Below are 18,211 nucleotides of genomic sequence, written 5' to 3' on the forward strand. Positions count from 1 at the left end.
GCCTAAGACTTTCGAGGTCTACGTTTTTTGAGTCACGACACCCTGGGATGCGAAGCTAGTCCCCTGCCCTGTCATTTGCAGTTAAACAGTTTTAAGGTCACTGAAACAGTGCTGCAAGTTTAACAAGCTCTCAAAACATTGGCGAAGCTAACTTTACCCGTAAGGGAGTTTTGGAGAAGACCACATCTCCACGGAGGGGCAACCATACCCCTCCACCCCAATCCAATGTAAAGCCGTCCTAGAAGGACGGGGTTTCAGCCCTCCGCTACGCTCCGCCCATTTTTCTGATGAAACGTTAGCCGAAATTTAAACACTAAATCCACCTGCCTCCCCAGAACACCGCTGATGCAATTGCCAAAAGCCCTACGCCGGACTAAAATCGTCGCCACCATTGGCCCAGCAACTTCGGATCCACAAGTGCTGCGCCAGCTCATAGAAGCCGGTGCCACAACTTTGCGACTCAACTTTTCCCACGGAACAGAAGAAGACCACCAGCGCAGCATTCGCTTAATCCGGCAAACATCCTTTGAACTCAACCAGCCGGTTGCCATCCTCCAAGACCTCCAAGGCCCGAAAATTCGTTTAGGGCGCTTTGAGACAGGCTCTATAGTTGTCAAAAACGGCGATCCTTTCATTCTCACCAGTCGCCAAGTTCCCGGCACCGAGCTCATTTCTTCCGTCACCTACGACCCCCTAGCAGACGAAGTTCCAGAGGGAGCAGTAATTCTGCTTGACGACGGCAAAGTGGAAATGCTGGTCGAAAAAGTAGACCGCGCGGCGCGGGAATTGTACTGTCGCGTCGTAGTCGGCGGGCCTCTTTCTAACAACAAAGGCGTCAATTTTCCGGGAGTTTACCTGTCAATTAAAGCGCTGACTGATAAAGACCGCAAAGATTTAATGTTCGGCCTCGACCAAGGTGTCGATTGGGTGGCCCTGAGCTTTGTGCGGAATCCCCAAGATGTGCTGGAAATTAAAGAGCTGATTGCCAGCGCGGGCAAGCAAGTACCGGTGATTGCTAAGATCGAAAAGCACGAGGCGATCGAACAAATGGAGGAAATTCTCACCCTTTGCAACGGCGTGATGGTCGCCCGCGGCGATTTGGGAGTGGAACTACCCGCCGAAGACGTGCCGATTTTGCAAAAGCGCCTGATTGCTACCTCCAACCGCCTGGGTATTCCGGTAATTACCGCTACCCAGATGCTCGACAGCATGGTAAGTAATCCCCGTCCCACCCGCGCCGAGATTTCCGACGTGGCCAACGCGATTCTGGACGGAACTGATGCAGTGATGCTCTCGAATGAAACTGCTGTCGGCAAGTTCCCCGTCGAAGCGGTGGCGACGATGGCGAGAATTGCGGTGCGGATGGAGAGGGAAGGAATTAAGCGGAATATTAGGAATGTAGAAGATATTGGTCGATCGATCCCCAACGGCATCAGCCAAGCAGTCAGCCAAATCTCCGAACAGTTGAACGCCGCTGCCATCATGACGCTGACCAAAACCGGCGCCACAGCCCGAAATGTCTCGAAGTTTCGGCCCAAAACTCCGATTTTGGCAGTTACTCCTCACGTAGACGTAGCCCGACAACTGCAATTAGTATGGGGAGTAAAACCCTTGCTGGTGCTGGATTTGCCCTCCACCGGCCAGACATTTCACTCTGCCATGACAGTCGCCCAGGAAAAAGAGTTAGTGTGCGACGGAGATTTAGTGGTGATGACCGCCGGTACTCTGCAAGGCGTTGCCGGATCAACGGATTTGATCAAAGTTGAGGTAGTGACAGCAGTTTTAGGCAAAGGCACCGGTGTCGGTTTGGGATCGGTGAGTGGCATGGCCAGGGTTGCTCGCACTGCTGCGGATGTAGGCAATTTCCACGCTGGAGAAATTTTGGTAGTGGAACGCACAAGTGTTGCTTTTGTCGAGATGATTCGGAAAGCCGCAGGTGTAGTGACGGAAGAGGACAGTTTGACTTCTCACGCCGCTATTATCGGTTTGCGGTTGGGCGTGCCAGTGATGGTGGGCGTGAAGAATGCCACGCGGGTAATTCGGGACGGAACGATGCTGACGCTGGATATGCAGCGGGGTTTAGTTTATTCCGGGGCCAGAGGCGGCTCAACTGACGCGGAAGTCACCGTTTAACTGTTGGTGAGCTACGAGTTGTGGAGTTTTGAATTAAATTCTACAACTCCTTGCTTTTTTCGCTATAGTTGTGCTATAATCCAAAATTGTCTGTGCCGATGTAGCTCAGGGGTAGAGTATTCGATTCGTAATCGAACGGTCGTGGGTTCAAATCCCACCATCGGCTTTGGGTTTCAGGCGATATGGGAACCCAAGGCGCACGGGCTGCACCTCAACTGCACCTCAAAAGTGCCTCAAACGCCCCTTTTTAAAGGGAATAAGCAGTCATGGATCGCAAATCACCGCTGTCTATTTTCTGATGGGAAAATTGTCTTGCATTAAAGTCCATCTGTCCGACTTCCCGGACTTCCCGTCCAACTTCCCAGACTTCCGCAGGCTGTAAGTTATACTAGATAAAGGTTTTACGTTCTCTCATCTATTCTTCAAATATTAACAATCTCGTGAGAGAGTTTTTTAAATTCTGAAGTGATGGAACTTTTGACACTTGAAATTCTTAGCCAACAAAAAAACCGCCCTGATGAGCGGCTAAGATTTGCTTAGGGCTTATTTCGAGATATTCCTGAAAGTTCCTTTTTCCGGGTTAAACCAACATTTCGCGGTTCCGAGTGACCCGTTGCGCTGCTTGCGGACTATAAGTTCGATTTTGTCTTTCTCAGTGGAATCGGGGTTGTAGTAGTCGTCCCGGTAGAGGCAAATAGCTAAGTCCGCATCCTGCTCGATGTCCCCGGAGTCTTTGAGGTCGGACATTAAAGGTCGTTTGTCATTGCGAGCCTCGACGCCTCGATTGATTTGCGCCAGCGCTACGAACGGCACGTCGAAGTCTTTGGCGATCGCCTTGCAGTGGCCGGCGATGGCGCCGACATCCTGGGCGCGGTTGCCTGCGTTTCGCTCGCCTAGTAGTTGCAGGTAGTCAAGGATGACGAGTCCAGGGCTGCCGTGCTCGCGTTCGACACGCCGTAAGACACTTCTCATTGATGCTGGGGTGAGGGAGGTTCCCGGTGTATCGTCAATTATTATCGACAGTTTCGACAGTTCGCCGACGGCTTTTGATAAGGTTTCCCATTCTTCCTCATCGTAGATTTTATTCCACATCAGCCTTTGGGAGCTAATGCCTGAAACCGAGGCTAGAAGTCGTTTTGTGAGAGCTTCTCGTGACATCTCCGCACTGAAAAACACCACAGGCAGTCCGTATTTTTGGGCTATTTGCAGTGTCAAGTGATTCGCAAGCCAGGTTTTCCCCATCGAGGCTCTGGCCGCTACGACGATCAGCTCCTTCCTCGGTAATCCTCCGATAAGTTCGTCTAGATCGTGTAAGCCGGTAAGGTATCCGGGCGGCGCTCCGCCCTCCAAACTTGCCCAGACTTCATTGAGGCAGTCCCCGAGTGTGGAAAATTCTTGAGAATTGGTGCGGTTGTTGATGCTCAAGATGCCGGTTTCAGCTTCGGCAATAATCTCTTCTAAATCGCGCGCTGTTTGTGCTGCCGATTCAGCAATATTGATGCCGGCTTCTCTCAGTTTGCGGCGGCGGTATTTCTCCTCAACCAATCCCGCGTACTGATCGATGTTGGTTGCGGAAACGGTGCGATCGACCAATTGAGCGAGTTTGGTGAGGCCGCCAATACCATCGAGTTGTCCGTGGTCAGTCAACCAATTTGTTACGGTCATCAAATCAGCAGAGTGACCTTGGGTGAGCAATGTCATTGTTGCTGAGAAAATGCGCTGGTGTGCCGTGATGTAAAAATACTCGGGTTTGAGCAAGTCGGCAACCCTAGAAATTGCAATGGGGTCAATCAAGATCCCCCCAAGAATTGCTTCTTCGGCTTCGATGCTTGCTAGTGAAGCATATAATGCGTTATTCATTTTTTAGTTGATTTTTAGGTAGGTTTTTTGCCGAACAATCCCTTGAATTTTTCAGGCATAGAAGAGAAGGTGCGCTTGGTTTCTGTCGCTGTCGTTGTCGCTGTCGCTGTCGCTGTCGTTGTCGCTGTCGCTGTCGCTGTCGCTTTGTGTTGCTGAAATTCCGACCACCAATATTGAAAATTTGACGCTTTTTCTAGGAAGGTGAAAAAGCTTCTGATTTCTTGACCCTTGATTTTCCGCCATTGATTTCTTACGAAAATCTCGAATTCACTTAGCAGTGCTTTATCGCTATCTCGGAGTTGCTTGAAATTAGCATATTTTGGCTCTTTCTTTTCTACGGCGGAAGGTGTCGTAGTATCTTCTGATGCTTCGAGCCACAGTGCAATGCCCCCAGTTGGCTCCCAATGAAAACCTAGATCGGGTGTGTCTTTCAGGCGTTGAAGGGCGTGATAGAAGGTAGATTTTGGTATGCTGAATTGTTCGTAAAAAGCTTTAGCCGAAGGGAGGTTGAGCTTTTGTCCTTTGGCGCGGTAAATATTTACCAGATTCAGGATATAGTCAGCCGCATTCATTAATTTGGCTTTGTATCTTGCGACTACATCGTTGAGAAAAAGGCGGGCGTGTTGTTGCGGATTTGGCAGCTTCAATGATATAATCATGGTAGTTAATAAAAGGTTTTTGTGAGGTTGGTTTCAGCGGTGGAGCCGCCTTTTTTGTTGCCTAGCACTGCGGCAGTTTGCAGCCACTCTTTGGTTTGAGGATCTAAATCCTCATTGCCAGTGGCTATCTGTTGCTTTAAAGCGGCTAAACGTTGCTGCGCTTGGCGTAGAGAGTCAGTACGCAGCGCGACTTCTTTCTCCCAAAACTCAATTTTTGCCTCAATGAAGGGCTGCTGTTCGAGCCAATCTTCTATCGGCTTCCATAGCCGCTTCGCCCACCTTTCGGGCAAAAACCGACAGTATACTAAAGTGATTCGATCGGAGAAATCAAACAAAATCCCCCTTCTCACCGTTTTGGTTTCTTCGACTTTTTTCTTCTCAAAAACGATGTTTCCATTTTCATCTGTGACTATATTTCTGTGCCATCTCTCGCCTTCCCACTTAGCAATAGTCTTTTCTACGACAAAGGGGCGGACAAGTTGTTGGTAAACAAGATACAGACCTGGCTCTAATTCTTCGGATTCACTAACGAAATTGCCTACCAGGGAAAAGCCAGTAGAGACCGATTTATCAATTTGCTCGATTGATTTGATCCACTGTTTTTCTAGCGTGTCGTTTGGTTCTAGCTTGTCTTCTTCTTCCGCTAGAGAGAGTATGTCAGTAAGCACTTCATTAAGTTTCATTTTGGTATTCCAAGCCTGTTTTCCAGTAACGAAATTACTCGATCAAAGTCGAAGGCGAATCTTCTGTCGCTCCCAACTCCCAATCGTCACTGAGGATGTCCACTGCGAGCTCCGCCTTAGCACCGGGGGAGAGGTACCGCAGTAACTGAATCGCCGCTGCTAAGTTTTCGTTGTACCGGCCGTGCTTGGGCTGCACTACACAAAGCTGAGTGTGAGTGTCATCGATCGCCACTATGGCGTTAGTAGCTAGTGCCATCTTTTCGTGCCAGTTACTTCCATGAGTCAGCATGGCAATTTGCTGCAATATATTGCCGTCGGCTTCGGCGATCACTGTGATTTGTTGGTCTAGGTCGTCGTCATCGAAGTTGGGGAGATTCGGGGGGTTGTATCCACTGAGAGCGTCGAAATCAGGGGTGTGATAGGGGGGTGTCATAGGTTTAGTTTTCTGATTTGGATTTGCGTTTGTCTGCCTTTGCTTGGCGAGCGATCGCCGTTCTCTTCTGGTCGCCGGCCCTGAGCTCGGCCGATGACTGCCGCTTGATTCTGTGATGGGGGTTGCTGCCGACTATGGGGCGATTCTCTGGGGGAATGTCGATCGCCAAGATGTCGGCTGGACTCCACTGGTGGCGGTAGTTGTCTGGTTTGTCCTCGATGCTGCCGTCGGCATGAATGATTTTCATATCCGACCCACTCTGTTTGGCAAGGAGTCTATGTCGCAATCGCCGTCGTACTTGCCTAAGAGTCCTGGCTCAGACAGCAGCTCGATCGCAAGAAATATCTTGGTCTGCGGCAGAAGTGTTTCCGAGAGTTCGCAAATGTCAGTCAGTTTGGAGGAGAGTTTGTCGTAGTCGGGTAGCTCTACGAGGTATTCATGTTTTGGGTTAGCTGTACCGGTGAGCCAAGTTGCCAGCGCCAATCGGTCGTAGTTGTCGAGAGGAGTGATCGCCTTCCGTATCGAATCTAAAGGGGAGGTGGTATTGGTCATAGGTTGCCACTAATGGGTAGGGAGTAAAGAGCGGCTGTGACTGTGGCCGCTCACAAATTCTTTAACAGGGTGCATGAAGCAGTCATGATGTCGAGCTGGTGGTTTCTACATATTCAATCTCCTGGTGAAAGTGTCGCCTCTCTCCTCTGTCTGGCGGTCGATCGTCTGGGTGGTAAAATCCGCTACCAAAAACCAATGCAATAAATAGTGGCAAGAGAGATTCCATACGATCGGTGGGGAGGGAGTTAGGGGGGTTAAGGGGATTTTTCCCGAAGGCGGGAATCACTGAGATAATTGGGGTGGCGACAGGGCCGAGAGTCCAATCAGGGCCCGATCGCTGGTTGTTTAGTGGGTTGACGTGTACACATTGCTGTGTCACTATTTGATTATACACGCTAATGTGTACACGTCAATAAATGATGACGTGGAACAAAATCAAGATCAAGATCAAGTTACTTTTATGACCTTACGTTCACGCACCGGATTGACACAAGAAGACCTGGCAGCGCAGTTAAGTAGGGAGTTTAAGGCCTTGGGGAGCTATCGCAAAGTAACCAAGAAGAGTATTTCCGACTGGGAGACAGGGAGGCATAAGCCACGCTTTACCCCTGAAGAGACGCTTGCTGTCTGCACTATTTTGGGGTGTTCGTTAAATGAGTTGGCTAGAGCTTCTCAATTCGCTGTACCTGCCGTGGCGGCCTAAATGTAATTAGCCACCAACCAATGGTGGCTAATATTATTTAAGAAATAAGTATCTACACGTTGACGTGTACACAATATTGATATAAGATTAATTTACAAGCCAAGCAAAACACCCCCAAACCCTTGAGAGTTGGCAGCCTCAATCAACGATCTGCCGAAGGTGCGCGAGGCTTCAATCAATCAAATCACTGCAAATACCATGCAAATTACCCTTGTTTCGAGTGGCGATACTGTTTCTGATGTCTTGAGTCGGTTTGAGACCAATTTCTCTTTTGATTGGGATGCAATGGAAAAGAAATTCAATCACTGGAAGACTTCAGTTTTCGAGTTTCTGGCAAAAGCTTATTCGATCCGCGAACTCAAGGCGATGACTGATTTCCTCGCAACTGCGTTCAATATTGAAGACCTCGCAGCTCCCAAGCGAAATTCTAAAGTTTCCCTCGCTGGTTGGATCGCGCAAGTTTTGTTGAGCGCTCGTGAGGTGATCGAAATTTCAGAGGAAGAACTCGATCGCCTTCAAGAATGGCGAGAGTATTACCGAGATAATGATGATTTGGAGCCGCCAGAGGGGCTTTTCCTCACTGCCGATGAAGTGGCTCGCGAGCTTCTGATAGCTTTCCCTCCCTCATCGCCGGAAGTTGAAGTGCTGGAACCAGAGGAAAAGCCTATTTACACAATCTCGATGTGTACTTACCGCGGCCCTAAACCGGAAACCGATTCAACTTCGGGGCTGATTATTAGCTTCGGTAAAATCTTAGAGTATCTCCCCGAAAAGTCAGTAACTCGACGCACCTGGAAAGACGCGCACGCCCAAAAATTTATCAACGCTTTCAATCAAAATAAGCTCGTCAAAGCCTTTGATAAAGACATTCGCTACGGTGGAAAACAAATCGGCTGGTGTCGCCTATCGTGCGCTCCTTACAAAGAGCAACTTTCCGATATGCCAGAAAAAGATTTGCTGGCAGAAGGCGGAATGTGCAGCACGATCGGCGAATTTGTCCAACAATATTTTGATGGCAACCCCCGGCTCGAAGTCTGGGTAATCCGCTTCGAGTTCATCGCTGACTCTGTGGTTGCTAGTGAAATTAATCCCGTCGCTGCTACCGACCAAGCGACCGATTCCCCTCCCCCCGAAATTGAAGTGCTGGAACCAGAGGAAAAGCCTGTTTACACAATCTCGATCGTGGCTGACGGCGGTTTTTCCGAAGAGCGTGTCAACCGTCTGCCACCCTTCTTGATCGATCGCAAGGGTAATCTCCTTAAGAAGTTCTGGCACTGCTCCTGTGATGCTGGTTACTCCGAGATTACCTCGAAGCACTTGTCTGATATCGCGATTAATAGCGGGCTAGTGGTTAAGTTGATGGCTGAAAGCTTAGAAGTTTCTCAAGCCTGTATTGTCGGAGATCCACCACCTTTCGTCGTTGATAAGGGAGGGGTCTATAGGCGCGACCAGGTAAGGCGCGGACTGGCTGTTAATTACTCCCAAGTTATATCTGAATACCTCTCAAACATTGCTGTGGCATAGCTTATGACCCCTCAAGAAATCCACGCCAAGCTTAAAGAGATCTTGGATGATTTGGGCGAAATAGACGACTCTGAAACTTTCACCCAAATGCTCGCTGATAATCGTTTTCTAGTTGATGACGATGACATGGGATATCTCGTTCATCAAGTCGAGTCAATGCTAGTCGCTGTAAACGTTTTTATCAAAACCAATGCCTAAATCACCCAAAATCAAAACTTACAATTGCTCTCAGGCTACCAAAAAGGCGCAAGCTCTCATTCCCAATAAAAAGCGCCACATCTTGATTTTAGACACGATGTTTAAGTGTGGGTTTGTTGAATTCACACCTCCGGGTAGCTATCGAGGCTCCCTCACTGAGGATGAAGTTCAACAAGTTGCTAACAAACTCAATAGCTATTAGGAGGGACAATGACAGTCGAACAAATTCTCCAATCTCTTGAAGAGATTCGCGAAAAGCTTGAGAATATTAGGCGTTCGGGTACTTACGAAAGCCTAATCGAACATCCAGAGTATATCGTTGAAGATTTTAGCCTAACTGATTCCATTCAGGGGGTTAACGAAGCCTTAGAAATGATTCCTTACGTTTTGGAGTTAATCAAAAATGGATAATTCAACCACCGAAAAGACTGAAGAAATGCTCACAGGGTGGGATTTGGATAAAAAGTACAAATACCTGTGCTTTTATCACAAAGCTTTCCCATTCATGAACGATTCTTGGGGTTTTGATTGTTCCGACACTAAGGAAGAATTGCTCGAACAGCAGTATCCCTTATTTTCCCCTAGAGACATCTCTGAGCAATCGACTTTTGACGAAACTTTTCGACTCGTACTTGATGTCGTCGCCACCGATCCTCAGATTTTACTCTGCTCTGACGGTGAGTATCGAATCTGTCGATACTCAGGCTCAAGATGGGGTTGGGTTGGCACTCCTACTCGATTCACTAAATCTCTCTGGAAAAAGCTTTCCTCTCAATACAGAGCCGATCGTAATCGTGGATGCCCGATACACCGCGCACATATGATTGCGCTGGATGATGCTCAATTTGAAATTGCTCAGCGCCTGATCCGTTTAGTTTTTGGTGGTGAAATAGACACTTACGAAATAAAGGATGAATTTTGATGCAAGAAGCCTTAGATGTTGAAATTGTCAGCGAATCGAACCGGGTCGAATCTGAATCGATTCGCGAATCGATTCGAGATGAATGGATAGGTGCAGCAACAGCGGTAAGACTGACCGATCTTACTAAGTCTGCTTTTCAGCGCGCCATCTCCCATTTGTTGGGGGTTCGCGGTTGTCGGGTCGATTCGATTCGCCGGGGCGATGCCAAGAATACTCGCTATTCAGGATTGGCAATTGAATTGATCAAAGCTCATAAATCCGGTGACGAGGTGCGGTTGCAGCAACTGCTGGAATTTGCTGCTAAGCCTGCAAATTCGAGCCAATCATCTGGTTTGGCTGTAATCGATCACGTCGCCGCTTTGGAAGGAAAAATTGCTAATTTGCGCCAGACCGGTGCCGCCAACTCTCAATTAAATGGCGATCGAATTCGGGGGAAGTTAGCCGAAATCACCCGCTGCAATCAAACCGCTCAGCAGCGAAACGAAGCTCTAAACGATGCTGAATTGTTGGCAGCAGAAAACCGGGGGATGGAGCAAGCCTTGGCAATTTTTGCTGCTGAGGAGGCGGCCAAGGAAAGCGCCCTGGCTCACCTCCGAGCTGCAAAGATTTCAGGAAATCAGTAATTTATTGCCAGCCGACGCCTGGGAACGCCGGCTGGCACATTCAAATCGGAGCCAACTTCATTATGAACGATCGCAGTAATCTCACCACGCTTAAGCAAAAAGCCACGGATTTGGGTCTGACTCCTTACGCCGGTTTGTATGGCGACAGGAGGCAGCGGGCTACCTGGGAGAAATTGCTCGAATCAGCCGGCGAACTGACGCCGCTGCCGGAGCGACAGATCGAAACGCCTGACCATACCCAAATTAATTGGAAATTGGCGATCGCCCTTTTGGTTGGCGCGCTCGCTTTAATTTTTCTGCTGCAACCTTTACGCAGCAAAGTTTTTCCAATCAAAATCACCATTCAAATTGGAGCAAAATAATGAGCTTACAACTCCGACTTTTTGGCGGCGGCCAAGATTCCGCTGGCAAACTTGCCAGCAGCGGCAACGATGGCAACCACGCGATCGACAAATCAAAAGTGCTTGCCCAAACCGACGCGGCCGTCATCACTCCCACTAACCCCGGTAATTTTGGATCAATCCGATCGGTTCCCGTAGTTCCTAATCCGATGTACTTTTCTCGCGACCAAGCGGACGCGGTGAAGGACTTGAAAAAGGAAAAAGTCGAAGGGGCTCGAATCACCAAAGGGGTTTACAAGGATTTAGGGAAGATCGAGGAAGCCGATGCCGTGGTACACAAAGCCCACAGGAAATACGAAGGCACAGTCGCGGAGAACGAATTAAAGAAAGTTCGCGGCAATGCTTCCCTCGCTAAGAAATTGTACGGTCTCACACCCGGTTATGCCCGATTAGGCATGGGAGTTGACAAAGCTGAGAATGATGCCCGGACTCGGATTGACGCTATCAAGGCAAAACTGACAGCGGGTGCGAACTAATGGCTAATTATCAGCGCGACATCTCAGTTACTAATGCTCTTACAGGGCAAGTAATTAAAATTCTGCGGGTTAGCTCTCCTACTCCAATTTCTAAAAGCGACGCTATTCACGCAGTCATCAGGCACGAAGACAGGGGAGGGAAAAACTAATGAGAGCGGCAAGCTTGGCAAACTACTTTACTGCCGGGTGCGCCGCTTCCTCCCTTCTGGGATGGGTAGCGAGTTTGCATCCGATGGCTACGAAAGCCGTTTTATTCCTGTTAGCAGCGATTGCGATTGCTTGGGGTTTGAGTTGGTTACTTGATTATTCCCTGAGCAAGTTGCTCAAGATTTCAGTGGCTGATTTACAAGCGCTTTTAATCGGCGGTTTGGCGATGCTGCTGATTGGTTTGGGGGTGTTTCTATGCAGCTAGATTTTTTGACTACAGAAGATTTTATCAATCTTCTCTCGCAATTTGTCGAAGAAATAAAAGCCGAAAATCTGAAAGAATACGCAAGAGCTAAGCGACGAAAGGAAGACGACTGTGAAATTTTTAACTGGGATTTTACAGATTTACAGTACGAATTTGAAGACAGAATTTCCGCTGCTATGGAAGAAGCGATTCGAGCTGAAAACCTTGATTTTGAAAAAGCTGCTAGCGAAATCAACAATCATTCAAGTAAGTTATTTAAGGGGGAATCATGCAGCTAAAACTGTTTATGTTGAGTGCATCCTCTGTCGTGCTGTGGTTGGTTCCACTAGCAGCACTAGACAAAAAGCTAGACACTCACAAAGCGGTGCAAGGTATTAGCCTGTGTGCTTCAATTGCTTGTGCTGTTGCCGCTGGCAATATCGCCCGTAATTTGGCAGAGGAAGATGAAATTGAGGAGTTGAAACTGAGAGCGATTAAAGCTGATGTAGAAGATGAAATCAGCACAAGCGTCTACGTTTCGCAGCAACAAAGACAGCAGGAAGCCGAACTTATCCTGACTTCCCCTGGCGCTGATGTGGAAGCTTCACGGCAAGCGCTGGAAGCTATATACAGCAACGACTTACAGGAAACTACTACTACTACCGCTTCCGAAGCTGATGCTAGTGATTTGGCTCTTTGGTGGAAGGTAAGCGCGGCGGAAGTAGAGGGAAAAAGTCCTACCTGGATTATTGAAAATATCCTCAATATGAAAGGTAGAAAATTTACCGAGGGCAAAGCCCGTCTCGTAGATCTACGTAAAAAGTTTGGTGAAAGTTGATTTATGAAAAGTCCTAGAGGTTCAGTAACAGTTAATTCTGTGCGCGGTAATCTTCGATTGAGGTTGCCGCGCGGCCTCTGGGATGGCAAAAAACAAGTTTATTTGCCTTTAGGACTGACTGATAACCCACAAAATTATAAAAAAGCGGAAATTATAGCCAGACAAATCGAGCTAGATATTTTATCTGGACATTTTGACCCCACTTTAAAAAAATATCAACCTGTTGCCTACCAACATTTAAAACCCAAAATTGAAGACCAAAACAATAGTATTACCTTTGTCGAAATATATCAAAGGTATATCAATACCAAAAAAGATAAATCTGCCACAACGTGGAAGGGAACCTATACCAACACTCTAAATCACTTAAATAGCTGTCCTTATCAACTTCCTGGCGAAGCCATGGATCTCAAAGATTGGATGATAGCCAATAAGACTCTAGACACTTGCAAACGCATTTTAATGCAAATCAACGCAGCCTGCAACTGGGCTGTAGAAAGGGATTTACTCAAAACTAATCCTTTTTTTGGAAAAAGTAAAATTAAAACCAGAAAGTCTAAATGCAAAATTCATCCTTTCTCTGTGGATGAAAAAGAGGCAATTCTTGCCGCTTTTGAAAAATCAGAAAAATTTAACTATCTACTTCCGCTTATTGAATTTTTCTTCCTAACTGGCTGTCGTACGTCTGAAGCGATCGGACTGCGCTGGAAAAACATCAAAAGTAACTGTAGTTCTCTTAGTTTTGAAGAGGTAGTAATTTTGGGCAAGGGAGGCGCTCAGCGAAAACAGGGTACTAAGCAGTCACCGCAGCGAGATTTTCCATGTAATAAACAATTGCAAAGCTTGCTGTTGTCAATCAGGCCCCTTAAAGCTGTGAGTACCGCTGCGGTGTTTTTGCGCCCCGACGGTTCGCCAATTACTCACCAAGATTTGCGTACTGCCTGGTATGGCAAAGGGGTAGTATTGGGCATTGTGCGCCAACTTGCTACAGACGAGGCGATCGACGGGTACCGACCACAGTACAACACACGTCATACTTTTATTTCTTGGTGCCTAGAGAATGGAGTTCCGCCACTTCAAATTTCTAAGTGGGTTGGAAACTCGGCAGAGATAATTTTCCGGAACTACGCAGGGATAATCAATAAACTAGCAGTGCCAGAATTTTAAGAGGTTTTGTAACAGCGCTAACAGAGTGGTTGTCTCACAATCGATATACATTTTAAAACGCCGAAACGCCCTTCGGGGCGTCTGCCGGGTGGTTGTAACCCCGGTGCTGACGAGGCAAGCTAGCACTCAAACACAAACGATGGGACGAACCAAAAAACTCAAGCCGATTTTAGCAATTCACTACTCCTGCCCTTGCTGCGGAATTAGATTTTTGGATGAAAAAATGGCTTATCCCTGCTCAGGGTGTGCTCGGTGTGGAAGTTCATTGGTAGGTCTGGAATTGCGAGAAGAAGAATCCGTGAAATTAGCAAAGATGAATGTAGGGGCTCCAGCGTGGAAACCACACGGAGGGAAACCACTAACGGGATGGCATTAGACAACAAAAAACAGCTATCAAACGCTTCCGATAGTTGTTTTGCCACGTTTATAACTTGGATGCGCGGGAAGTTTTGCAGCAGTGTGAGGGGAGGTAAAAATGACTGAAATACTTTTGGCAAAAGCTCAATATTGGGTAGAGCGGGCCGAAAAACATGATCGCCGTGGCGAACATTGTCGAATGTGGTGTGATTACATAACGGCGGCCAGCTACTTTTTCGAGCTTCGCGACCAACAACAGTTACGCAAAATCTTCAAAAAATGCCCAGAAGTAGAACGCGCGGTAAGTGCAAAGATTGTCGAATTTGCGAATTCAGGAATTACGGAATTTCGCGATCTATAATTATGGTGGCTGACAATAACTGCGCTGCACAAGCCAGAAGATGTCAGCCTCCCAGTTAAGTCCTCAGACTGGTTAAAATTGAGCAAACCGATGAGCGTTGCGGATTGTGTGGCGATGCAATCCACCCCTTTCAGGGATTGAAACCGTAAAAAGTGCATATTTCTTAAAACCCTACTAGGGATGGGCTTCTATCCAATTCTTCCCCCTCACTACCGAGGGGGATATTTTTTGACATTAAAACTTAAAAACTTCATTTCCGGGGATGACGATCGTATCAAAATACCGTCGCCTACTGTTTCGGCAAAACTGCATAAATTGCTGATGACCGTAACGACTCCGCCCAACCAAGTATCCAGCCGACGCTTGGCCAATGTCACCGGGCGGCATATCGTATCCCCAGTGTTGATTTATCCCATAATAACCGCACACTTCGCGATCGCCAGGACGGATAAAATCTTGGTTGTAATCCCGAAATCCGCGCACTTCCCCAACCTGGATTAATGCTTCGTGTGGCTCTGAATTTCCATGAATCCCAATTTCCCATGCTTCTTTATGAAAGCCAAAGGCAATCCGAAATGCTCCATCGGGATTCATTGGTGTGTGAGTGTACCAAGCGCCGGGCTCGCAAGTTGCTTGCCAGCAATCCAAGCATTTATTTTTATCAAAGACTGCGCGCACATCGTTAAATTGGTTCGGTGCATCGTTGTTGAGGCGACCATTGATGTCACAGCCTTCTATATAGATAATGTTGAAATTTGTGATCGGGTATCCTTTTGATTGGCAGTATTTAAGAATTATAGAGCTAGTAGTCAGGTCAAGCATAATTTTAAAATTGATTGAATAAGTTTTTGATTTTGAATTCGACAGCCGCCTCGGCACTTAGCAGCTTCCATAATTTAGGTTCGATTTGCATATCATTTCGGGGTTCTCTCATCGCCACTGAGAGTAAATAACCTCGCTCAGATGCAAAAGTTTTATGAGCTGCCAAAAGTTCGTCAAGAGTAGCGCTTTCATCGATTAAAGTGTTATAAGCCTCATGAATGTTCACGTTTTATTTTTCAGTTTATCTAACTGAGAAATTACTGTTTGAAATTCTATTTTGCAATTATCAAGTTGACCGTATTGCGGATGTTCGTCGCCTCTGGTTTCTAGATGCTTGATTAGTGCGTTCAATTGCTCCTTGCGTCCTTCTAGATGCGTCTTGAGCGCTTCTTTATCCATTTACCCAATCCCTTTTGGTGTAAGGGTGTACACCAAGGGGCCTAGTGTAAAAGAAATGGTGATAGTTACAAAGTTAGGCACTTCTTTTTCGCTAACAACCAAATAAATATATAAAGCGGTAAACAACAGACAGATGACAGCTAAATAGGTCATAAAAGTAATTGTTGTATTTCTACTTTGAGGAGGTTTTTCGTTCACAATTCCTCTTTCATTCCTTGTTCTTTTAGAAAATCTTCGATAGCCTGTTTGTCAAATTGCGCGCGGCTATGACGAATTACCGAACCAAACCATTCATCAGCTTTATTTTGCCTATCTTCTAAAGTGTCTATTCTTTCTTTGAGTTTGTTGATAGCAATACGATTGCGAGTAATTTCTAGTTTGAATTCATTTTTTAAGTCTTTGTTTTCCGTTGATAATTCTGCAATCTTTTTCTTTTGCTGATTTTCCCGTTTAGGTGGAAACAGGCGATATCCAATTACTACAACAACGCAGCCGATCGCAATTCCGATTAAATAGTTGGTGTGCATACAATTACGGCGGATGTTGTTGCAGTAACATATTAGGTGATTAACAAATACTCAATCTTGACTGACCAAGCGATTATATTTGCCAAATTCAATCCTCCTTGCCCCCTTCGATCGTAAGTTACGCGTTTAACTGCTGGCACTCGCACAATATTAGTCAAATTGGAGAATTCGGGAGGTGGCGGAAAACGAACTAACTCAATTTCTCGCTTAGGGTAAATTTTTACTGCACGGCTGACTAAAGAAAATTGCTCATTTTGTCGGTAGTGAAATCGAATTAACCCGTAAGATTTAAACTTAGTAGTCGTTTCCCACTCATTCCAATTCGTTGTATAGCTTAATCGAAAAAGTGCGTTTAGTCCTGCGCCATTAGGAGCCATTTTCCAGTTGTTATCTGGAGAAATAGAACCAATGTTGAACCAACCCCCCAAATCATCGGCAATGATACTCATAGCAAACCGGGCAAAAATAACTCAATATTGTCTTCTGCGCTTTCTATGAAATCATCCATTTCTCCTAAACCATGCGCCCATTCCTTTATATCAAGGAAGGTCTCTTCATCAATTTCGCCTTGCAAAAACTGAGTAGTTGCCTTGTTAGCGGTATCAAGTGCACCGACTAACTCAAGGCATTCTGCCTCTGAAAAACCTTCAGGCGGTTTCCAAATGTAAGAGCGAAAACAATTTTCGAGAGTTTCGGTATTAACGCTATGGGGCATAACTTTCTTCTTTAAAACTTACAGAAGCGCCAGTAATCACACCGCCAAGAATTCGGCCGCGCATTCCTTTTTGATCGCGAGCTCCTGCTAAATCGCGCTTACCAAAAGGGAGGGTATAGGTTGCACCGTTGCGCTTTTTGTAATTTTTGTTAGTAATTCGAGAAAGTGTAGTGTTTGAACCCGTACCAGGTAAAAAGATTACGGCTTTGGCGGGTGAAAAACCATCTACATACTCATAAGAAACTCCATCAGCAGGCGTATCGGCAACATCTTCAAGAGAAAGTTTAACATCACTCATTCCAACGGCTGCAATACCACCGTAAGCTCTACCCGACACCTTGACAACAGCAAAAGTTGTAATATCAGTGCTGCCGGTATAGAAAGGTCGCAGCGCTTTTTTGATCGCTGCCCCCTTTGCGGGCATGGCTGGAGCCGTAAAAGTTGCGGCAGGCCCTTCAGCTCGCCAGGTTTTAAAAGCTGTAAGCTTTTCCCCTTGCTGCCCTTTTTTAATTGAGTCTTGTAAATCGCGAAATCTTTGCCTAGTTGCCATTGCTTACTCCTTAAAAATTTTCAACTTGGAAAGATACCCGCACGCCTGGACTAACCTCAGCTTCTAAAGTGGCAGTAACTTCAAGCCAATTTCTCCCTCCGGCTACCGATCGCTTACCTATGGGCAAAGTGTAACTACTGCCGGGAATTTTTTTGTACTCCAATGTAGTAATGGTAGATTTCGGCGTTGTTGCCGTTGCCCCTACTGCGGGAATAAACAAAATTGCCTTAGCAGGTGAAAAGCGCTTTAATTTTCTTAACGTCGATCCTGCTGTTAGCGGAACATTATTAAGCCCTAGATTAGTATCGGTCAAGCCAGTTGTACCGAGAGCTGCAAAAGCTCGTCCAGAAATTTTGGCCGTGACAAAAGATGTGTAGCTTTCCTCAAAAAACGGACTTAACGCCTTTCTTACGCTGGGGCCGCGAGGTACGCTAGGCGCGTCAATTTTTGTATCGCCGCGTCGCCACGCTTTGTACGCAGTTAAATCAGTACCAGTTAATCCGTCTTTTATAGCTTTGCGAATGTTAGAAAATCTTTGAGCCATTAGATTACTGTGACCCCCTGCACGTCGTTAGAATCGAGGAATAACACGCACTGTACTTGAGCGCGTCCCCGCACGTAAGGTCTACCGTCGCCTGCCATGATTTCAACGCTAGGGCCCAAGATCATGGTGTCGATCGTTGCCAAATTGGGAGCTGTACCGCTTTCGTCTTCTGCGTTGTAAGCATCTTGGGCTTTTTTGTACCCCTGCACCATTTTCCAAAGCGTTTCGGCAGGCGGTAAGGTTGAGCTGGGTAGCGATGCGTTGGTGATCATGGAGCTGATCGCTGTATCTGCGATTGCGGTCGTCCATTCGCTGTAAGTAATATCAGCCATCGGTCAATCTGCCTCTAAAGGGTGATGTCATGCTTCAAACA

Annotated in this window: 33 protein-coding genes, 1 tRNA gene and 1 other RNA gene; 18 read left to right on the top strand and 17 right to left on the bottom strand. The window is 46.8% G+C overall.

The window, feature by feature from the left end:
* Nucleotides 1-345: 345 nt before the first annotated feature.
* On the top strand, nt 346-2,133 hold the full coding sequence (gene pyk / locus QUB37_RS03680) for a pyruvate kinase (RefSeq protein WP_333159195.1): 1,788 nt from the start codon (nt 346-348) through the stop codon (nt 2,131-2,133).
* Between the two features lie 94 nt (nt 2,134-2,227).
* Nucleotides 2,228-2,299 (top strand) — tRNA-Thr (locus QUB37_RS03685).
* Nucleotides 2,300-2,676: 377 nt separating this feature from the next.
* On the opposite strand, the gene dnaB is transcribed toward QUB37_RS03685, so the two are convergent.
* The 7 genes from dnaB to QUB37_RS03720 form a co-directional block, all read right to left on the bottom strand.
* The gene (gene dnaB, locus QUB37_RS03690; RefSeq protein ID WP_333159197.1) at nt 2,677-3,993 is read right to left on the bottom strand and encodes a replicative DNA helicase; all 1,317 of its coding nucleotides are present in this window, start codon (nt 3,991-3,993) and stop codon (nt 2,677-2,679) included.
* Nucleotides 3,994-4,007: 14 nt separating this feature from the next.
* The gene (locus QUB37_RS03695; RefSeq protein ID WP_333159200.1) at nt 4,008-4,640 is read right to left on the bottom strand and encodes a hypothetical protein; all 633 of its coding nucleotides are present in this window, start codon (nt 4,638-4,640) and stop codon (nt 4,008-4,010) included.
* A 17-nt stretch (nt 4,641-4,657) separates the two neighbouring features.
* Entirely contained in the window at nt 4,658-5,335 is a 678-nt protein-coding gene (locus tag QUB37_RS03700; protein WP_333159201.1) for a hypothetical protein, read from the bottom strand.
* A gap of 34 nt (nt 5,336-5,369) precedes the next feature.
* On the bottom strand, nt 5,370-5,768 hold the full coding sequence (locus QUB37_RS03705; RefSeq protein WP_333159203.1) for a hypothetical protein: 399 nt from the start codon (nt 5,766-5,768) through the stop codon (nt 5,370-5,372).
* Nucleotides 5,769-5,772: 4 nt separating this feature from the next.
* Nucleotides 5,773-6,015 (bottom strand): hypothetical protein, encoded by a 243-nt coding sequence (locus QUB37_RS03710; RefSeq protein WP_333159205.1) that lies wholly within the window; start codon nt 6,013-6,015, stop codon nt 5,773-5,775.
* Nucleotides 6,012-6,320: a hypothetical protein gene (locus tag QUB37_RS03715; protein ID WP_333159207.1), complete on the bottom strand. Its 309-nt coding sequence runs from the start codon at nt 6,318-6,320 to the stop codon at nt 6,012-6,014. The genes QUB37_RS03710 and QUB37_RS03715 overlap by 4 nt, the downstream gene beginning before the upstream one ends.
* An 82-nt stretch (nt 6,321-6,402) precedes the next feature.
* Nucleotides 6,403-6,699, bottom strand: coding sequence for a hypothetical protein (locus QUB37_RS03720; protein WP_333159209.1), 297 nt, complete (start codon nt 6,697-6,699; stop codon nt 6,403-6,405).
* A gap of 45 nt (nt 6,700-6,744) precedes the next feature.
* On the opposite strand from QUB37_RS03720, the gene QUB37_RS03725 reads away from it, so the two are divergent.
* From QUB37_RS03725 to QUB37_RS03800, 16 genes are all read left to right on the top strand, one after another.
* Nucleotides 6,745-7,023, top strand: coding sequence for a helix-turn-helix transcriptional regulator (locus tag QUB37_RS03725; RefSeq protein ID WP_333159211.1), 279 nt, complete (start codon nt 6,745-6,747; stop codon nt 7,021-7,023).
* A gap of 198 nt (nt 7,024-7,221) precedes the next feature.
* On the top strand, nt 7,222-8,547 hold the full coding sequence (locus QUB37_RS03730; protein WP_333159213.1) for a hypothetical protein: 1,326 nt from the start codon (nt 7,222-7,224) through the stop codon (nt 8,545-8,547).
* Nucleotides 8,548-8,550: 3 nt separating this feature from the next.
* A complete protein-coding gene (locus QUB37_RS03735; protein ID WP_333159215.1) occupies nt 8,551-8,745 on the top strand; it encodes a hypothetical protein in 195 nt (64 codons plus the stop codon).
* Nucleotides 8,738-8,947 carry a hypothetical protein gene (locus QUB37_RS03740; protein WP_333159217.1) on the top strand — a complete coding sequence of 70 codons (210 nt, stop codon included), beginning with the start codon at nt 8,738-8,740 and terminating at the stop codon, nt 8,945-8,947. The genes QUB37_RS03735 and QUB37_RS03740 overlap by 8 nt, the downstream gene beginning before the upstream one ends.
* Nucleotides 8,948-8,955: 8 nt before the next feature.
* Nucleotides 8,956-9,156 (top strand): hypothetical protein, encoded by a 201-nt coding sequence (locus QUB37_RS03745; RefSeq protein WP_333159219.1) that lies wholly within the window; start codon nt 8,956-8,958, stop codon nt 9,154-9,156.
* The gene (locus QUB37_RS03750) at nt 9,149-9,667 is read left to right on the top strand and encodes a hypothetical protein (RefSeq protein WP_333159221.1); all 519 of its coding nucleotides are present in this window, start codon (nt 9,149-9,151) and stop codon (nt 9,665-9,667) included. The genes QUB37_RS03745 and QUB37_RS03750 overlap by 8 nt, the downstream gene beginning before the upstream one ends.
* Nucleotides 9,667-10,290 (top strand): hypothetical protein, encoded by a 624-nt coding sequence (locus QUB37_RS03755; RefSeq protein WP_333159223.1) that lies wholly within the window; start codon nt 9,667-9,669, stop codon nt 10,288-10,290. The genes QUB37_RS03750 and QUB37_RS03755 overlap by 1 nt, the downstream gene beginning before the upstream one ends.
* 62 nt (nt 10,291-10,352) lie before the next feature.
* Nucleotides 10,353-10,652: a hypothetical protein gene (locus QUB37_RS03760; protein ID WP_333159225.1), complete on the top strand. Its 300-nt coding sequence runs from the start codon at nt 10,353-10,355 to the stop codon at nt 10,650-10,652.
* Nucleotides 10,652-11,167: a hypothetical protein gene (locus QUB37_RS03765; protein WP_333159227.1), complete on the top strand. Its 516-nt coding sequence runs from the start codon at nt 10,652-10,654 to the stop codon at nt 11,165-11,167. The genes QUB37_RS03760 and QUB37_RS03765 overlap by 1 nt, the downstream gene beginning before the upstream one ends.
* Complete coding sequence (locus QUB37_RS03770; RefSeq protein ID WP_333159229.1) at nt 11,167-11,316, top strand: hypothetical protein; 150 nt, start codon at nt 11,167-11,169, stop codon at nt 11,314-11,316. Before QUB37_RS03765 ends, QUB37_RS03770 begins: the two co-directional genes overlap by 1 nt.
* Nucleotides 11,316-11,579, top strand: coding sequence for a hypothetical protein (locus QUB37_RS03775; protein WP_333159231.1), 264 nt, complete (start codon nt 11,316-11,318; stop codon nt 11,577-11,579). Before QUB37_RS03770 ends, QUB37_RS03775 begins: the two co-directional genes overlap by 1 nt.
* The gene (locus QUB37_RS03780) at nt 11,570-11,857 is read left to right on the top strand and encodes a hypothetical protein (protein WP_333159233.1); all 288 of its coding nucleotides are present in this window, start codon (nt 11,570-11,572) and stop codon (nt 11,855-11,857) included. The genes QUB37_RS03775 and QUB37_RS03780 overlap by 10 nt, the downstream gene beginning before the upstream one ends.
* Nucleotides 11,848-12,396, top strand: a complete 549-nt coding sequence (locus QUB37_RS03785) for a hypothetical protein (RefSeq protein ID WP_333159236.1) — start codon at nt 11,848-11,850, stop codon at nt 12,394-12,396. Before QUB37_RS03780 ends, QUB37_RS03785 begins: the two co-directional genes overlap by 10 nt.
* Nucleotides 12,397-12,399: 3 nt before the next feature.
* Complete coding sequence (locus tag QUB37_RS03790; protein WP_333159239.1) at nt 12,400-13,563, top strand: tyrosine-type recombinase/integrase; 1,164 nt, start codon at nt 12,400-12,402, stop codon at nt 13,561-13,563.
* 58 nt (nt 13,564-13,621) lie between these two features.
* Nucleotides 13,622-13,687: hammerhead ribozyme type II (locus QUB37_RS03795), an RNA gene on the top strand.
* A 351-nt stretch (nt 13,688-14,038) separates the two neighbouring features.
* Nucleotides 14,039-14,281 (top strand): hypothetical protein, encoded by a 243-nt coding sequence (locus QUB37_RS03800; protein WP_333159241.1) that lies wholly within the window; start codon nt 14,039-14,041, stop codon nt 14,279-14,281.
* A gap of 234 nt (nt 14,282-14,515) precedes the next feature.
* Here the strand turns inward: QUB37_RS03800 and QUB37_RS03805 are convergent, their stop codons facing one another.
* Genes QUB37_RS03805 through QUB37_RS03850 form a run of 10 tightly spaced genes read right to left on the bottom strand, consistent with a single transcriptional unit; the run spans nt 14,516 to nt 18,170 of the window.
* On the bottom strand, nt 14,516-15,103 hold the full coding sequence (locus QUB37_RS03805; protein ID WP_333159243.1) for a hypothetical protein: 588 nt from the start codon (nt 15,101-15,103) through the stop codon (nt 14,516-14,518).
* A gap of 4 nt (nt 15,104-15,107) precedes the next feature.
* Entirely contained in the window at nt 15,108-15,329 is a 222-nt protein-coding gene (locus QUB37_RS03810; protein WP_333159245.1) for a hypothetical protein, read from the bottom strand.
* Nucleotides 15,326-15,502: a hypothetical protein gene (locus tag QUB37_RS03815; RefSeq protein WP_333159247.1), complete on the bottom strand. Its 177-nt coding sequence runs from the start codon at nt 15,500-15,502 to the stop codon at nt 15,326-15,328. Before QUB37_RS03815 ends, QUB37_RS03810 begins: the two co-directional genes overlap by 4 nt.
* Nucleotides 15,503-15,700 (bottom strand): hypothetical protein, encoded by a 198-nt coding sequence (locus tag QUB37_RS03820; protein ID WP_333159248.1) that lies wholly within the window; start codon nt 15,698-15,700, stop codon nt 15,503-15,505. It lies immediately after the preceding gene.
* Nucleotides 15,697-16,029 (bottom strand): hypothetical protein, encoded by a 333-nt coding sequence (locus QUB37_RS03825; protein ID WP_333159250.1) that lies wholly within the window; start codon nt 16,027-16,029, stop codon nt 15,697-15,699. The genes QUB37_RS03820 and QUB37_RS03825 overlap by 4 nt, the downstream gene beginning before the upstream one ends.
* A gap of 32 nt (nt 16,030-16,061) precedes the next feature.
* The gene (locus tag QUB37_RS03830) at nt 16,062-16,478 is read right to left on the bottom strand and encodes a hypothetical protein (RefSeq protein WP_333159252.1); all 417 of its coding nucleotides are present in this window, start codon (nt 16,476-16,478) and stop codon (nt 16,062-16,064) included.
* Entirely contained in the window at nt 16,475-16,744 is a 270-nt protein-coding gene (locus tag QUB37_RS03835) for a hypothetical protein (RefSeq protein WP_333159254.1), read from the bottom strand. Before QUB37_RS03835 ends, QUB37_RS03830 begins: the two co-directional genes overlap by 4 nt.
* Complete coding sequence (locus tag QUB37_RS03840) at nt 16,734-17,294, bottom strand: hypothetical protein (protein WP_333159256.1); 561 nt, start codon at nt 17,292-17,294, stop codon at nt 16,734-16,736. Before QUB37_RS03840 ends, QUB37_RS03835 begins: the two co-directional genes overlap by 11 nt.
* A 10-nt stretch (nt 17,295-17,304) precedes the next feature.
* Nucleotides 17,305-17,838, bottom strand: a complete 534-nt coding sequence (locus QUB37_RS03845) for a hypothetical protein (protein WP_333159258.1) — start codon at nt 17,836-17,838, stop codon at nt 17,305-17,307.
* On the bottom strand, nt 17,838-18,170 hold the full coding sequence (locus tag QUB37_RS03850; protein ID WP_333159260.1) for a hypothetical protein: 333 nt from the start codon (nt 18,168-18,170) through the stop codon (nt 17,838-17,840). Before QUB37_RS03850 ends, QUB37_RS03845 begins: the two co-directional genes overlap by 1 nt.
* Nucleotides 18,171-18,211: the final 41 nt, after the last annotated feature.

The organism is Microcoleus sp. AT3-A2, from assembly GCF_036705685.1.
Lineage (GTDB): Bacteria > Cyanobacteriota > Cyanobacteriia > Cyanobacteriales > Microcoleaceae > Microcoleus.

Bases quoted from the DNA above. Each gene is read 5' to 3' on its own strand.
- QUB37_RS03815 (WP_333159247.1), bottom strand. From the start codon at position 15,502: ATGGATAAAGAAGCGCTCAAGACGCATCTAGAAGGACGCAAGGAGCAA.
- QUB37_RS03835 (WP_333159254.1), bottom strand. From the start codon at position 16,744: ATGCCCCATAGCGTTAATACCGAAACTCTCGAAAATTGTTTTCGCTCT.
- QUB37_RS03730 (WP_333159213.1), top strand. From the start codon at position 7,222: ATGCAAATTACCCTTGTTTCGAGTGGCGATACTGTTTCTGATGTCTTG.
- QUB37_RS03715 (WP_333159207.1), bottom strand. From the start codon at position 6,320: ATGACCAATACCACCTCCCCTTTAGATTCGATACGGAAGGCGATCACT.
- QUB37_RS03785 (WP_333159236.1), top strand. From the start codon at position 11,848: ATGCAGCTAAAACTGTTTATGTTGAGTGCATCCTCTGTCGTGCTGTGG.
- QUB37_RS03705 (WP_333159203.1), bottom strand. From the start codon at position 5,768: ATGACACCCCCCTATCACACCCCTGATTTCGACGCTCTCAGTGGATAC.
- QUB37_RS03735 (WP_333159215.1), top strand. From the start codon at position 8,551: ATGACCCCTCAAGAAATCCACGCCAAGCTTAAAGAGATCTTGGATGAT.
- dnaB (WP_333159197.1), bottom strand. From the start codon at position 3,993: ATGAATAACGCATTATATGCTTCACTAGCAAGCATCGAAGCCGAAGAA.
- QUB37_RS03750 (WP_333159221.1), top strand. From the start codon at position 9,149: ATGGATAATTCAACCACCGAAAAGACTGAAGAAATGCTCACAGGGTGG.
- QUB37_RS03765 (WP_333159227.1), top strand. From the start codon at position 10,652: ATGAGCTTACAACTCCGACTTTTTGGCGGCGGCCAAGATTCCGCTGGC.
- QUB37_RS03780 (WP_333159233.1), top strand. From the start codon at position 11,570: ATGCAGCTAGATTTTTTGACTACAGAAGATTTTATCAATCTTCTCTCG.
- QUB37_RS03850 (WP_333159260.1), bottom strand. From the start codon at position 18,170: ATGGCTGATATTACTTACAGCGAATGGACGACCGCAATCGCAGATACA.
- QUB37_RS03755 (WP_333159223.1), top strand. From the start codon at position 9,667: ATGCAAGAAGCCTTAGATGTTGAAATTGTCAGCGAATCGAACCGGGTC.
- QUB37_RS03700 (WP_333159201.1), bottom strand. From the start codon at position 5,335: ATGAAACTTAATGAAGTGCTTACTGACATACTCTCTCTAGCGGAAGAA.
- QUB37_RS03805 (WP_333159243.1), bottom strand. From the start codon at position 15,103: ATGCTTGACCTGACTACTAGCTCTATAATTCTTAAATACTGCCAATCA.
- QUB37_RS03840 (WP_333159256.1), bottom strand. From the start codon at position 17,294: ATGGCAACTAGGCAAAGATTTCGCGATTTACAAGACTCAATTAAAAAA.
- QUB37_RS03775 (WP_333159231.1), top strand. From the start codon at position 11,316: ATGAGAGCGGCAAGCTTGGCAAACTACTTTACTGCCGGGTGCGCCGCT.
- QUB37_RS03800 (WP_333159241.1), top strand. From the start codon at position 14,039: ATGACTGAAATACTTTTGGCAAAAGCTCAATATTGGGTAGAGCGGGCC.
- QUB37_RS03790 (WP_333159239.1), top strand. From the start codon at position 12,400: ATGAAAAGTCCTAGAGGTTCAGTAACAGTTAATTCTGTGCGCGGTAAT.
- QUB37_RS03710 (WP_333159205.1), bottom strand. From the start codon at position 6,015: ATGAAAATCATTCATGCCGACGGCAGCATCGAGGACAAACCAGACAAC.
- pyk (WP_333159195.1), top strand. From the start codon at position 346: ATGCAATTGCCAAAAGCCCTACGCCGGACTAAAATCGTCGCCACCATT.
- QUB37_RS03830 (WP_333159252.1), bottom strand. From the start codon at position 16,478: ATGAGTATCATTGCCGATGATTTGGGGGGTTGGTTCAACATTGGTTCT.
- QUB37_RS03740 (WP_333159217.1), top strand. From the start codon at position 8,738: ATGCCTAAATCACCCAAAATCAAAACTTACAATTGCTCTCAGGCTACC.
- QUB37_RS03770 (WP_333159229.1), top strand. From the start codon at position 11,167: ATGGCTAATTATCAGCGCGACATCTCAGTTACTAATGCTCTTACAGGG.
- QUB37_RS03745 (WP_333159219.1), top strand. From the start codon at position 8,956: ATGACAGTCGAACAAATTCTCCAATCTCTTGAAGAGATTCGCGAAAAG.
- QUB37_RS03845 (WP_333159258.1), bottom strand. From the start codon at position 17,838: ATGGCTCAAAGATTTTCTAACATTCGCAAAGCTATAAAAGACGGATTA.
- QUB37_RS03760 (WP_333159225.1), top strand. From the start codon at position 10,353: ATGAACGATCGCAGTAATCTCACCACGCTTAAGCAAAAAGCCACGGAT.
- QUB37_RS03825 (WP_333159250.1), bottom strand. From the start codon at position 16,029: ATGCACACCAACTATTTAATCGGAATTGCGATCGGCTGCGTTGTTGTA.